General features: G+C 47.1%; 10 protein-coding genes. 3 read left to right on the top strand and 7 right to left on the bottom strand.

The features are described 5' to 3' along the window. Position 1 precedes the first annotated feature (1 nt). Both ACSQ8P_RS02710 and ACSQ8P_RS02705 read right to left on the bottom strand, forming a co-directional pair. Positions 2–1,144 (bottom strand): D-alanine--D-alanine ligase, encoded by a 1,143-nt coding sequence (locus tag ACSQ8P_RS02710; protein WP_436233790.1) that lies wholly within the window; start codon positions 1,142–1,144, stop codon positions 2–4. A 40-nt stretch (positions 1,145–1,184) separates the two neighbouring features. Then, the gene (locus ACSQ8P_RS02705) at positions 1,185–2,207 is read right to left on the bottom strand and encodes an amidase domain-containing protein (RefSeq protein ID WP_436233789.1); all 1,023 of its coding nucleotides are present in this window, start codon (positions 2,205–2,207) and stop codon (positions 1,185–1,187) included. A 236-nt stretch (positions 2,208–2,443) separates the two neighbouring features. Here ACSQ8P_RS02705 and acnA point away from each other — a divergent pair, with 236 nt between their 5' ends. Beyond that, entirely contained in the window at positions 2,444–5,161 is a 2,718-nt protein-coding gene (gene acnA, locus ACSQ8P_RS02700) for an aconitate hydratase AcnA (protein WP_436233788.1), read from the top strand. A gap of 251 nt (positions 5,162–5,412) precedes the next feature. Continuing rightward, positions 5,413–6,081 (top strand): spore cortex-lytic enzyme, encoded by a 669-nt coding sequence (gene sleB / locus ACSQ8P_RS02695; protein WP_436233787.1) that lies wholly within the window; start codon positions 5,413–5,415, stop codon positions 6,079–6,081. Positions 6,082–6,193: 112 nt separating this feature from the next. Here sleB and ACSQ8P_RS02690 read toward each other — a convergent pair whose 3' ends face one another. From ACSQ8P_RS02690 to ACSQ8P_RS02680, 3 genes are all read right to left on the bottom strand, one after another. Then, entirely contained in the window at positions 6,194–7,111 is a 918-nt protein-coding gene (locus ACSQ8P_RS02690) for a hypothetical protein (protein ID WP_436233786.1), read from the bottom strand. 123 nt (positions 7,112–7,234) lie between these two features. Continuing rightward, positions 7,235–8,131, bottom strand: coding sequence for a cation diffusion facilitator family transporter (locus tag ACSQ8P_RS02685; RefSeq protein ID WP_436233785.1), 897 nt, complete (start codon positions 8,129–8,131; stop codon positions 7,235–7,237). A 342-nt stretch (positions 8,132–8,473) separates the two neighbouring features. Then, the gene (locus ACSQ8P_RS02680; protein WP_436233784.1) at positions 8,474–9,217 is read right to left on the bottom strand and encodes an IclR family transcriptional regulator; all 744 of its coding nucleotides are present in this window, start codon (positions 9,215–9,217) and stop codon (positions 8,474–8,476) included. Positions 9,218–9,514: 297 nt separating this feature from the next. Between ACSQ8P_RS02680 and ACSQ8P_RS02675 the strand changes: the two genes are divergently transcribed. Next, positions 9,515–10,543: an alpha/beta hydrolase gene (locus ACSQ8P_RS02675; RefSeq protein ID WP_436233783.1), complete on the top strand. Its 1,029-nt coding sequence runs from the start codon at positions 9,515–9,517 to the stop codon at positions 10,541–10,543. Positions 10,544–11,084: 541 nt separating this feature from the next. Here the strand turns inward: ACSQ8P_RS02675 and ACSQ8P_RS02670 are convergent. Both ACSQ8P_RS02670 and folE read right to left on the bottom strand, forming a co-directional pair. After that, positions 11,085–12,410 carry a deoxyguanosinetriphosphate triphosphohydrolase family protein gene (locus ACSQ8P_RS02670; protein ID WP_436233782.1) on the bottom strand — a complete coding sequence of 442 codons (1,326 nt, stop codon included), beginning with the start codon at positions 12,408–12,410 and terminating at the stop codon, positions 11,085–11,087. Positions 12,411–12,671: 261 nt separating this feature from the next. Further along, a complete protein-coding gene (gene folE, locus ACSQ8P_RS02665) occupies positions 12,672–13,259 on the bottom strand; it encodes a GTP cyclohydrolase I FolE (RefSeq protein WP_436233781.1) in 588 nt (195 codons plus the stop codon). Positions 13,260–13,272: the final 13 nt, after the last annotated feature.

The raw sequence follows: 13,272 nt of genomic DNA, 5'->3' as shown, positions 1-13,272 counted from the left end.
TCTACTCCGCATCGAAAGAATATTGGATATTTTGCTTAGCTGCGTGTCGCTCAAGCGCCAAACGAATGAGATCATCCAGCAGCTCTTTATAAGGTTTACCTGTCTCTTGCCATAGCAATGGGTACATGCTGAATGGGGTGAAGCCAGGCATCGTATTGATTTCATTGATGTAGATTTTTTGATCTATTTTGCCTAGGAAGAAGTCCACACGTGACAACCCGCTGCCATCCACCGCCAAGAACGCGCGAAGCGCCAACACTCTAACCTCATCCGATACCTCTTGGGAGATCTCGGCAGGAATAATCATGGCTGATTTACCATCCAGATATTTGGCTTTGTAATCGTAGAATTCATTAGAAGATACGATCTCACCTACTACCGAAGCGATAGGCTCATCATTCCCCAGAACGGCAACTTCGATTTCACGGGCATCGATATTTTCTTCAATAATAACTTTGCGATCATATTGGAAAGCAAAAGCAACTGCCGCGATCAGCTCTTCTTGATTTCTAGCTTTGGAAATCCCAACGCTTGAACCTAAGTTAGCCGGCTTCACGAAGCATGGGTAGCCAATCGCTGTCTCCAGCTCCATGAGGTGGTAAGCGCGGTTCTTTTCCCACTCGGTACGGGTAAAATGACGGAAAATGCACTGCGGAAGTCCTTCCTGTGCAAAAACTTTCTTCATCATGACTTTATCCATGCCGACAGCAGAAGCCAGTACACCAGCACCTACATAGGGGATGTTCGCCATTTCCAAAAGTCCTTGAATCGTCCCATCTTCCCCGAACGTTCCGTGTAATAGCGGGAACACGACATCTAATCCGAGATCCTCCGCTCCAGCGGATGTAATAGAAGAAACAGCTACGTCACCCTTCGTTTGAATACCACCGAAAATCGGTGCCAATGCATTGGAAGCCGGAGCTCCAGCATCTCCCGTACTGAAGGTCAGCACTTCCTTGGACTCAGCAGGACCTAGAAGCGGCGCACCGCTTCTCCATTCCCCTTTTTTGGATATATAAAACGGTGTTATCTCATATTTCGTGAAGTCCACAGCTTTCATAACCGCCAATGCTGTTTGCAAAGACACATCATGCTCGCCGGATTTCCCTCCATAAATTAAACCAATTCGTATTTTGCGGCTCATTACGTACCTCCGTCTAGTATTTACAAATCTCTATGCCATCTTACATTTCATCAGCAACATGAATGAACATGTATTTTGTCCGTTCTGACCAAGCAGGTGAATCCTTGTATGCCCAGTACCGATTACGGCTATTAAAGGTATGCGCATTAACGAGCGGCATCCCATTGGCATCTTTACCTATAACGATCGTGTTGTGCTGGAAGCGACCATCGCCATCCCAATCATAGCTGATGGTGTCTCCTGGCTGCAGCTCCCAAGCGTTCTTGACGGCTGTACCTGTCAAACCATGCTTATGAGGATGTTCTAAATAATGATGCAAACTGTTGGCTACTGCCCAACTATAGCTCCAGAGCTCTTGATGCCCTTTTTTTCCAGCATACCACCAGCCTGATTCCCTTTTCCCAGTATAGTCCATTGGAGCCCCGCCTGCAAAGAGGCATTGCGAGACATAATTCGTGCAATCTACTTCGAAATACTCATAACTCGGATTCGGTGTTTGCCACCACTTTTCCGCATATTGGACGGCTTTGGGACGATTATAAATGATTTTACGGTGAGCGGATTCCAGACCACTCGTATTGCGTATACTAGGATTGATATAAGGAAGAGATGGCGAGCTTCGCTTGGTGTTTAGGAATGTTTCATTCTCTGACAAATGGAAGCTGCGTCCGCGGCTGGGCTGGGACTTTTCGCTTTGTAAAAGTTCCGCACTTTGAACCTTCCAACCAAGAGCATTTTGCTCAATAATCACACGTTCTGACTCTATACGCTCTTCCTGATGTTCTATCAAACCAATTTGATAGGTCAAAAACCGATGCAGCTGGATATCAGCAATAATACCATAAGGCAATTCCTTAATACCTTGCATACGGAGCTTCGTCTCTCCACGCAGCAGCTTAGCATCACGTTCTCGGTAACTGTTCAGGAGCCTTCGCACCTTGACATCCTGTTTCCGTACATAAGCGCTGTCCGAGACAAATGCTTCCAAGGGTGCAGATGAGCCCTCAAGCTCAGCCTGATTTTTCGCATGAACGTAATTGTAGAGCGCTGTTTTCCAGGACATCTTGGTATCCCTCCTTAGCTTTTATTAAGGTTTTTATCCGTTTCGTTAGGACAAGCCCGAATTGCTTTGAATTGATTCAATATATGACATTTTGACGGTAAAAATGATTGAAATTAATCTTTACTCACACGTGGCGAAGCGCTATACTTGAGGTAGAGGGAATTATGAAATCGAGTTTCACTAGATGAAATTCGATGGCATGGTTAGATATTATATTATTAGAGGAGGAACTACCTATGTCCAATAAGGACTCTTTTTCTGTGCGCAAGCAGTTAACTGTCGGCACGAAATCGTTCCAGTATTACAGCCTTCCTGACTTTGAAAGCCAAGGTCACGGCACGATCAACAATCTTCCAGTTTCCATCCGCGTTTTGCTTGAAGCTGCTATTCGTCAATTTGACGGTCGCGCTATTACAAGTGAGCACGTAAAACAAATCGCTGGCTGGGCTGAAGGCCGCGATGAGAACAAAGAAATCCCTTTCATCCCTGCTCGTATCGTTCTTCAAGATTTCACAGGCGTTCCAGTCGTCGTTGACCTTGCGGCAATGCGTGCGACTATGGCTCGTGAAGGCGGAGATCCTAAACGTATTAACCCGCTTGTTCCTGTTGACCTTGTAATTGACCACTCTGTCATGGTTGATGCTTTCGGTTCCCCGGATGCACTCGAAATGAACATTAACTTAGAATTCGAAAGAAACGAAGAGCGTTACCGCTTCTTGCGTTGGGCACAAACCGCATTCGATAATTTCCGTGCAGTGCCACCTTCAACAGGTATCGTTCACCAAGTTAACTTGGAGTACTTGGCATCTGTTGCAGCTACGAAAACAATCGACGGCGAAACTGTCGTGTATCCAGATTCCCTCGTAGGTACTGACTCCCATACAACAATGATCAATGGTCTTGGTGTTGTAGGTTGGGGCGTTGGCGGTATCGAAGCGGAAGCTGGTATGCTTGGTCAACCTCTATACTTCGTCGCTCCAGACGTTGTTGGTTTCAAATTAACTGGTCAACTGGCAGAAGGCGCTACAGCGACTGACTTGGCGTTGACTGTTACTCAAATTTTGCGTAAAAAAGGCGTTGTTGGTAAATTCGTTGAGTTCTTCGGTCCTGGACTAAGCAACATTTCCTTGGCTGACCGCGCAACGGTTGCGAACATGGCTCCTGAGTACGGCGCAACAATCGGTTTCTTCCCTGTTGATAACGAAACATTGAACTACTTGCGTGCTACTGGCCGTGAAGAAGAGCAAATTGCCCTTGTAGAAGCTTACTACAAAGCACAAGGCATGTTCCGTACTGACAGCACACCAGATCCAGTGTTCACAGATGTTCTTGAGCTTGATCTTAGCACGGTCGTTCCAAGCTTAGCTGGTCCTAAACGTCCGCAAGATCGTGTAGAACTTACGAACATGAAAGAATCTTTCAACGCTATCATCCGTACACCGATCGAAAAAGGCGGTTACGGTTTGACAGAAGAGAAAGTGGCTGAAGTTGTTGATGTTGTTTATCCAGGTGGCGAAACTGTCAAAATGGGTACTGGCGCAGTTGTTATCGCGGCTATTACTTCCTGTACGAACACTTCCAACCCAAGCGTTATGATCGGTGCTGGTCTCGTAGCGAAAAAAGCGGTAGCTCTTGGTTTGAAAAAGCCAGCTTTCGTAAAAAGCTCTTTGACGCCAGGTTCCCTAGTTGTTACTGAGTACCTGATTAAAGCAGGCCTTCTTGAGTCCCTAGAAGCTCTTGGCTTCCACGTTGCGGGTTACGGCTGTGCGACTTGTATTGGTAACTCCGGTCCGCTTCCAGACGAAGTTAGCAAAGCGATTATCGACAACGATATGACAGTAGCTGCTGTTATCTCCGGTAACCGTAACTTTGAAGGCCGCGTACATGCACAAGTAAAAGCGAACTACCTTGGATCACCTCCATTAGTTGTTGCTTATGCTCTTGCAGGTACTGTAAATATCGATTTGGCAACTGATCCAATTGGTTATGGCGAGAACGATCAACCTGTCTACTTGAAAGACATCTGGCCTACAAACCAAGAGATTCAAGATGCTCTTAACATTGCTATGAGCCCTGACATGTTCCGCGACAAATACAGCAATGTATTCCGCGCGAACGAGCGTTTCAACCAAATTCAAATTCCTGAAGGCGATCTGTACGAGTTCGACACGAACTCCACATACATCCAAGAGCCTCCGTTCTTCACAGACCTTGGCACAGTTCTTGATGATATCGCAGATATTCGCAGCGCAAAAACACTAGCACTTATGGGCGATTCCGTTACAACGGATCACATCTCCCCTGCTGGTAACATCAAAGTAGACAGCCCAGGGGGCCAATACTTGATCAACCATGGTGTAAAAAGAGAAGATTTCAACTCCTACGGTTCCCGTCGTGGTAACCACGAAGTGATGATGCGCGGTACGTTCGCGAACATTCGTATTCGTAACCAAGTCGCTCCAGGAACTGAAGGCGGCGTAACAACTTACTTGCCAACTGGCGAAGTGGAGTCCATCTATGATGCTTCCATGAAGTATCAAGCTGAAGGCCAAAACCTTGTCGTTATCGCAGGTAAAGAGTACGGAACTGGATCTTCCCGTGACTGGGCAGCAAAAGGTACTTTCTTGCTAGGCGTTAAAGCTGTTATCGCTGAAAGCTTCGAGCGTATTCACCGTAGTAACCTTGTTGGTATGGGTGTTCTTCCACTTCAATTCGTTAACGGCGAAAGCTGGAAAACGCTAGGTATTACGGGTCGCGAGACTTTCGATATCACAGGCCTTAGCAATGACGTTCAACCAGGTTCATCCGTAAAAGTAACAGCTACACGTGAAGACGGCACTAGCTTCGAATTCACAGCACTTGTACGTTTGGATAGCTTGGTAGATGTAGACTACTACCGTAATGGTGGTATCCTTCAAACCGTTCTTCGTTCCATTCTTGCTGAGAAGAACTAAGTTATCGGTTTAAGCAACAGCAAACACACACATTCAAGATCATCATATAACCAAAAAAAGCTCGGGATTGCCATTGTGGCGGTCTCGGGCTTTTACCTATTTATGGGAAAATCCGCACTTAATTTGCTCGTTTTGATCAAAAATTGAGCCTACTCAACTCTTACTGCCCCAAGGGATTGACTTACATTTCCAAAAACTGCGGGTTGAGACGATGTATATCGGCACCTATACTTAGGAAAGCGAAAGGGGAGATGAAGATGATGTTGATTAAAAAACTAGTCGTAGTCGCACTCGTAGCTTCCTTTGGATTAGGAATGAATGCAGGATCGTGGAGCCCGACGGTATCCGCAGCAGCAGCTACGACTTTAAAGCAAGGCACACAAAATGGTGACGTGTGGGACGCACAATTCCGACTAAAAACTTTAGGCTTATATGAGCCTTCTATAGATGGAAAATATGGTCCGATTACAGCCGCGGCAGTTCGTAACTTCCAAACGAATTATGGACTTAGCGTGGATGGGATCGTTGGTGCGAAAACGTGGGAGTACTTGCGTAAATTCACGGTGAATCAAGCTGAGCTGGAAATGCTAGCTAAAGTTATTTACAGTGAAGCACGCGGTGAATCCTATGAGGGTCAAGTGGCTGTAGGAGCCGTCGTTATGAACCGGTTAAAATCCAGTCAGTTCGAGAATACCATTCAAGGTATCGTATTCGAGGTTGGTGCTTTTACGGCAGTCAGCGATGGCCAATATAATTTAACACCGGATAGTGAAGCCTATAAAGCTGCATTAGAGGCAGTTCGCGGCTGGGACCCAACGGGTGGCGCGCTTTACTATTTCAATCCGAAAACTGCGACAAGCTCTTGGATCTGGACACGTCAACAGACAGTACAGATTGGGAATCATATTTTTGCAAAATAAAATATGCGAATCGTGTGAAGAGCACGATGTAAAAGTAGAAAACACCTCTAGACGAAGCCGCTGCTGAAGCGAGCTCGTGTTGAGGTGTTTTTTTGTCACAGAAGAATGCTGCCTACGCTTGTTCCGCTAACTCTTTCATGTGCTCCATAACTTCGAGATGCACATTGCGAATAATGCTTTTCGTCCATATATCAAAATAGAGGGATGGTTTTACCTTCAGATCATACCAGCTTGTGCCTATTAATGTCGTAGTCCCGTCACCATTGTCTTCTAGGATGAATTGCCCTTTGGACAAACTCAAGTGCCCTAGTATTTCCGGATCATCAGGCAGTTTTGTAATGGCGAAGGTTAGCTTCCTGTTTTCTTCATACTCTACGATCTTTTCATCGAAAATGATACCGTTGCTGAAAATGCACTTTCGTTCTGCGCCGACGTAATGGCCTTCTGCCGTGGATTGTACGGGGCTTGGCAAGCCGATTTTAAATAACCAATAGTCAGGTTCTGACTCAATGGGTGAAAATGCAGTGACATTTTGCCATACGACTTCTGGCTTAGCATGAATTAAGATTCGATCGGTGACCTGGCTTTCGCCAGGCTGAGCTGTGATGATATTTACAAATATGAGAACGGTCATCGCCGCGAGAATACTGACGTTTAACGTTGTTTGGTTCCATTTGAACATGAGTTTGCCCGCCAGAACACCAAGTAAAATAAAGAAATAAATCAGTGGAGCTACGATGATAAGGCAAATATACCCCTCGCTCATCATGAAATAACTATAAATTAAACCTACAACTAGATTAAGAAATGCGTATCCAAAACACGGACCAACCGTGACGCGGTGTTTTCGCCAGAAAAAAGCATTAATGATACCCATGATAAATGGAAGCAAGACGAAATCGGACAAAATCAATATGCCTTCCATGCCTGTTGCTAACTTGATAATATAAGCTGTTACAAGCATAAAGAAGATTCCACATCCGTTTGCCACTGCGATACCTAACCAAATGTCTTTGGCTCTTCGACTCAAAGTTTTCACTCCCTTGTACTGTAACGTAGACGTTGCCGATAAGATGCTATGACTAATCTAACGTGAATTGGAGTGATTGTAAATAATAACCAAAAAATATGAAAAAAAAGCCAACGCACTTACTCATGCGTCAGCTTGCTCTTCATACCAAGGATTCAAATGGACGAGTACCTCATCCACATCACTATGGGCATCTTTAATTTTCCGCTTAATGCTGCGACTGATATCATGACCTTCTTGGATCGTCAGCTTACCCGACACGCCAAGTCTCGCATCTACTAATATGTAATGACCATGCTCCCTGGCACGGAGTCGATCAATCCGCTTAACCTCTGGTACATCTCGGATCAACGTGGCATATTGCTCGATATACGATTGGCTGACGCTGCGCTCCATCAGAATGTCGAAGGATTCGCTGCCCATTTCGTATGCCAGCTTTAATACAAGGAATGACACGATAATCCCTGCTACCGGATCTCCGTATGCTAAGTAGCTAATGTTGTAGTGATCTCCGATCAATGCCAAGCCAATCCCCACAGAAGCCGCGATAGAGGCGTAGACGTCTGCTAAATGGTCGTAGGCTGTAGCAATCAGCCCTTTGCTATTGAGCTTACGACCGATCCGCATGGTGTAAATGTAGAGGACTTGTTTCCAAATGAGAGAAACGACAGCTGCACAAAGGGCAATGATATGCGCCTCGCCCGCTGGCTCGAAAAGGGCATGTATGGAGTGATAGCCCATATAAATCGCGGCTCCGCCCAATATAATCGCAACGATAAATGCGCCGAGCACCTCTGCTTTTCCATGCCCATAAGGATGATCTGCATCTGCTGGTTTAGAGGATACGCGCATGGAGCTGTAAGCCGTTGCCGTCGCAATAACATCTCCAGCGTTATGAATACCGTCGGCGATCAGTACTTGGCTTTGGAACATGAGGCCGACGATGATTTTGATGGCGGTCAGCACGATATTACTGGCCAAACTAATCCAGATCGCCAGCATCGAGGCTGTCTTCTTCATGGTTTGCCCACTCCCCTTCCCACGTTTAGTATGGCTTATCGGCGGCAAAGCATCCGTCTATGTTGGGGGATTCGTGAGAATGAATAAGCAGTAATAGGCAAGTTTAGCTTGCTTATTACTGCTTATGTCGGAGTAGATCAAGGGAAACCGTAGGTGCTTATGAGCGGCAAGATGGCCGATTTCGGGTGTATGCCCTGGCGTTAAGCACTCATACCTTGCTTATTACTGCTTTTGTCGGGGGAAATCAAGGGATAAGACCGCCGTAGATGCTTATGAGCGACAAGATGGCCAAATAGGCATATGTGCGAGTCATAAGCATTGTCCTGTGCATGGGACATGCCGCTAGCGCAGCATTGTGCCCATCCGTCGCGCCGCCTCCATAATCGTCGGCGCCTGCTCTTGCATCAGCTCCAGCGTGAGCCTATTCGCTGGACCCGAGACCGCGAGGGCGGCCACTAGACGGCCGCCTCGGTCGAGAATCGGCGCGGCCACAGCCGCCGCGCCGGGCTCGCGCTCTTCGACGCTCGTGGCGAAGCCTGAGCGCCTTGTGTCGCTGAGCTGCTGCAGGTATGCCTGCGTGTCTAACCCTGTCGGCCAATCGGCCGAGGTTAGCAGCTGCTCCAGCAGCCCTGGCTCAGCGAAGGCGACGAGCACCTTGCTCGAGGCGCCGACGTAAAGCGGCATTCGCGCCCCGACAGGGGCAACACGGCGAATAGCATGGTTGCTCTGCACGGCTTGGATGCGCACGCGCACCAGGCCGTCCTGCACGTACAGCGAGATCGTCTCGCCGAGTTGATCGCGCAGCCGTTCCATCTCCGGCAGCAGAATGATGCCGGGGTCTCCCTCTTTGGACAAGTTAGCCGAAAGCTCCCAGAGCCGGTAGCCCAGTCTGTACTTATCTGTCGCTTCATCACGCATGATGAAGCCCTTGCCTTCTAGGGATGCTAGAAGGCGGTGTACGGTGCTTTTATGAAGCTGCACACGTGTAGCAATTTCGGTTAACGTCAACTCGGACGCCCCCGTGAAACAAAGCATAATATCTAAAGCGCGCTCAACAGCACGCACGGTCAGCTTGCCATCTTCCATTGAAGAGTCACCACCCTCATGAACCAAACTGTTTCACTATATGAAACCTTGTTATGTTCAGTATAACGAAACTACAAGGAACCGTAAAGGTCAAACACCTCTTTTTCCCATTATTACAGAACCGTTACAATAGGCTTACAAATGCCGCATTTACATTGACTTGAAAGCGTATTCAGAATACTATGAAAGTACAGTAATACTTATCAGAATATTTAAACAATTAACTCTCCCTTCCCATTCTACACCTCTAACTAGCAGCATTTCACATACACATCTTCACGGAGGGAGGCTTCATCGATGTCTACAACTACTCTAAATCCTGTAGCAGGATCGCTTCAACCTACACTTGATCAGGTCATTACGCAACCTTTTTTACGCAGAAGAAGGCTTATCGCCACAACTCTATTGGCCTTATTAATTGCATGTACTTCTATCCTTCTCATCTTCCACGCTTACATTGCTTGGACTTTGGCTAGGCCACATATTGAGCCTCTACATTCGAATCCGATGAAGGCTGTCCGACTTCCTTATACAAGCGTTTCCTTCCCGAGTCAAAACGGTAAATCCAATCTAGATGGCTGGTTCATCCCAGCTGTTGGCTCGAGTAAAACTGTCATTTTCTCACATGGCTATGGCGGTAATCGCGAAGAAGAATGGGTTCCGTTGTACACCTTGGCCCGCGAACTTCATAAAAAGCAGTACAACGTTCTCATGTTTGACTATGGCTACGTGAATCCAGGCAGTAGTCGCCTCATGACTGGCGGTGTTCAGGAATCCCAAGAGCTGCTTGGGGCTATAGATTACATCAAACAGTCCACTGGCGGTTCGATCTTTATTTGGGGCTTTTCCATGGGGGCAGGTACTGCCTTACAAACTGCTCTGCAGCAAAACGGAGATATTTCAGGGATGATCCTGGACAGTACATTTCTACTGAACTCGGACACCCTTTATCAAAATATGAATCAAGTCGTGCGCCTGCCTAAATACCCTTCTCTACCGCTTGTTCGTCTATTCTTTCCTTTACTTAATGGCGTGAGTTTGCATGACGTACCCTTCACTCAAGTAACCACAACGTCATATGAGATGCCGATCTTCATGATTCATGGCACAAATGACAACAAGGCTCCTCATGTTTTAGTCGAGGCCATGTTCAAGCAGCAACACAACACCGCCTCAAAGCTATGGATTCTCCCTAACGCACAGCATGAACTTCTGTACCGCGCTGAGCCTAAAACGTATGTGAGCCGCACGATAGACTTCCTTGGCAGCATTGAACCATCGGTCACATCCGAGCATGTTAACGCTGGTATTCCCTCCTCCCTATAAAATCGACCTCTGATGAGGTCGGTATTTTTTTGCCGTTTACCAGCTTACGTGCCTATACGAAAAAGAGTTAAGCATCGCTTAACCCCTCATAAAAATCGGCCAACCTCTTAACCGAATGCTCCCACGCCGGGAACTTAACTGGAAAACCTACAGCTAATTCTGGCTTATTTCATTGATTATTGAATTTAAATGGAAAAAGTACATCTAAATGTTGCGGTTTCCGCCAATTCCCCTTAAAACCACTTAATTAACTACAGGAAATCCATCTAATCATTTTAAACTTGAAAAACTAGCTAAATTAGCTGTAGAAAATCCATCTATTCGCACGCGAGGCGGCGGCGGGGAGGTCACGGTGGGGTGGCTTGTAAGGTGCTTGTAGGTGCTTCTATCTTCTTGTAGGTGCTTCTATCTTCTTGTAGGTGCTGTAGCGTCTTGTATCTACGTTGTAGTTGGATTAGCTTCTTGTATCTGCTTCAAGTTGTTTCTATTTGCTTGTATCCACGTGTAGTTACCAAGTACTGTTGTGGGGGCATACCCCCACTCAATCCATCTCATAAATCGAGCCCGATTTACTCGCAAACAGCTCAGCGTAGACCTTCTCCGCGTACGCGTCGGTCATGCCCGAGATGTAGTCCGCCACGAAGCGCGGCCAGCTCCAATTACTATTGATGCTGCGCCGCTCGTAGCTATCGATCCAGTCGGGCGGGATGATCCACTGCCCTTTGTCCTTTTCGATGAAGCTGTCCCAGAGACGCTCGACGATGATCTCGCTGCGCTTTTGCAGGCGCAGGACGCGGAAATCCTTGATCAGCGTGACCCACGCCAGCTTCTTGAGGATCTCCATCGTCCGAAGCAAATCCATATCCTCAACGCCGTCTTTGACGAGGGCGACCTTCTTCCAGCCGCGTTCCGTGTCATCGATAATATCGAGACGGCTCGCGAATGAGCTGACCCAGCGCGCTTTCATCTCTCTGCGCGTCCGTGATTCCTCACGGTTGCACTCAGCAAAAATAAGCTGCCATTGCTCCAAATAATCATGCAGAACCCGGCGCACCATCTGCTCAATATCAACTTGCTCCCAGCCAAATTTATGCTGATTGGGATCGTTCAATATCTCCATCACGAGATGTCGAATCAATCGTTGATCCTCAAAAAAGGTGGCGTTCATTTGAATTTTTCCTGCCCGAATGCCATCCTCAATATCGTGCGTCGAATACGCAATATCATCGCATAGGTCCATCAATTGCGCTTCCAATGTGGAGCAGCCCACAGGCATTTTCCAAATGTCGCGCAGCTCACGAATGACGTCCCACTCTGCCCCGTATACGCCCTTCAATCGCCCCTCTTCCTCGATGAGGAAGGGATATTTATTGATACCGAGGAGCACAGCTGCCGTCAGATCTAGACCACTCTCGCTGCCCGCTCGTTTTTCCAGGAACATAAGGATTCGGAAGTTTTGTGCATTGCCCTCATATTTTAAGCCGTGATCCTTCATGAGGATATGATTGAGCACCTCTTCGCCCTTATGTCCAAAAGGCGGGTGACCGAAGTCATGCGCAATGGATGCACACTCGACGACGGTCGGATCGATGATCAGGCCTGGATGCTCTCTTTTGCTCAAAAAGGGATTCGTCCGCTCTAAACGCTTCGCTACTTCACGCGCAATCTGTGCAACTTCCAAGGAATGCGTCAGACGAGTCCGATAGTAATCTCCCGAGCCGGCTCCGAACACCTGAGACTTCCCTTGCAGACGCCGAAAAGTCGGCGATTGAATCAATCTTGCATAATCCCGCTCAAATTCATCTCGTTCTTCACTCCATTTTGAGGAAGCCGCCTCACCAGGCCGATATTTCCGTATGTTATTCATATGCTTGCCTCCTCTAGCCCTCTAGCGCTGTAGGGCGCCGATCTCACCTGTATCCTGCTGCTGGGGCGATTCCTCACACTGCTATCAGTTTATGCGAGAGCATGTACGATAGTCACAATTCGACCCATTGATGAAGAAGGATTATATTTTTAAAAGAATACTATATTCTCCATGCCCCAACAAGCCTAACATGATGCACAAGTGAAAAAAGGGAATGATGCACAAGACCATTGTCTTCATGCACATTCCCTGGTGCTCTAATTATTTTAATAAGGATAGAAATTCCGAACGCAGTGTTGAATCCTTCCGGAAGGAGCCGCGCACAGCGGATGTTACGGTTTGACTGCCGTATTTCTTCACACCTCTTGCGCACATGCACATATGCTCGCCTTCAACGACAACCATAACGCCATGCGGCTTAAGCACATCGAAAAGGATGTCAGCAATTTCAGAGGTAATCCGTTCTTGTACCTGCAGCTTGCGTGTAACGACATCAACCAAACGAGCAAATTTGCTGAGACCAGCCACTTTACCGCTTGGTAAGTAACCAACATGGACTTTGCCAAAGAAAGGCGCCATATGGTGCTCACACTGGCTGTAGTAAATGATATCCTTGATAATAACCAGCTCTTCATGCTGTTCATCAAAGGTTACACCAAGTACTTCGCGAGGATCCGCAGCATACCCTGCAAAAATTTCTTCATACATACGCGTTACACGAGCTGGCGTATCTAGAAGGCCTTCCCGATCTACATCTTCACCAATCAGTCGCAAAATTTCACGAACATGACTTTCAATCTGCTCGCGATTTTCAGCGACTAATGCATTTTTATAATCGATGGATGCCATCTTCTCTACCACT

It is taken from the genome of Paenibacillus sp. LjRoot153 (assembly GCF_964253085.1).
In the GTDB taxonomy this organism is placed as follows: domain Bacteria; phylum Bacillota; class Bacilli; order Paenibacillales; family NBRC-103111; genus Paenibacillus_E.
This window is presented reverse-complemented; position numbering and strand designations above follow the sequence as displayed.

What these genes read in the sequence shown, in the direction of transcription:
- ACSQ8P_RS02710 (WP_436233790.1), bottom strand. Translation starts at nt 1,144, where the DNA reads ATGAGCCGCAAAATACGAATTGGTTTAATTTATGGAGGGAAATCCGGC.
- ACSQ8P_RS02705 (WP_436233789.1), bottom strand. Translation starts at nt 2,207, where the DNA reads ATGTCCTGGAAAACAGCGCTCTACAATTACGTTCATGCGAAAAATCAG.
- acnA (WP_436233788.1), top strand. Translation starts at nt 2,444, where the DNA reads ATGTCCAATAAGGACTCTTTTTCTGTGCGCAAGCAGTTAACTGTCGGC.
- sleB (WP_436233787.1), top strand. Translation starts at nt 5,413, where the DNA reads ATGAAGATGATGTTGATTAAAAAACTAGTCGTAGTCGCACTCGTAGCT.
- ACSQ8P_RS02685 (WP_436233785.1), bottom strand. Translation starts at nt 8,131, where the DNA reads ATGAAGAAGACAGCCTCGATGCTGGCGATCTGGATTAGTTTGGCCAGT.
- ACSQ8P_RS02680 (WP_436233784.1), bottom strand. Translation starts at nt 9,217, where the DNA reads ATGGAAGATGGCAAGCTGACCGTGCGTGCTGTTGAGCGCGCTTTAGAT.
- ACSQ8P_RS02675 (WP_436233783.1), top strand. Translation starts at nt 9,515, where the DNA reads ATGTCTACAACTACTCTAAATCCTGTAGCAGGATCGCTTCAACCTACA.
- ACSQ8P_RS02670 (WP_436233782.1), bottom strand. Translation starts at nt 12,410, where the DNA reads ATGAATAACATACGGAAATATCGGCCTGGTGAGGCGGCTTCCTCAAAA.
- folE (WP_436233781.1), bottom strand. Translation starts at nt 13,259, where the DNA reads ATGGCATCCATCGATTATAAAAATGCATTAGTCGCTGAAAATCGCGAG.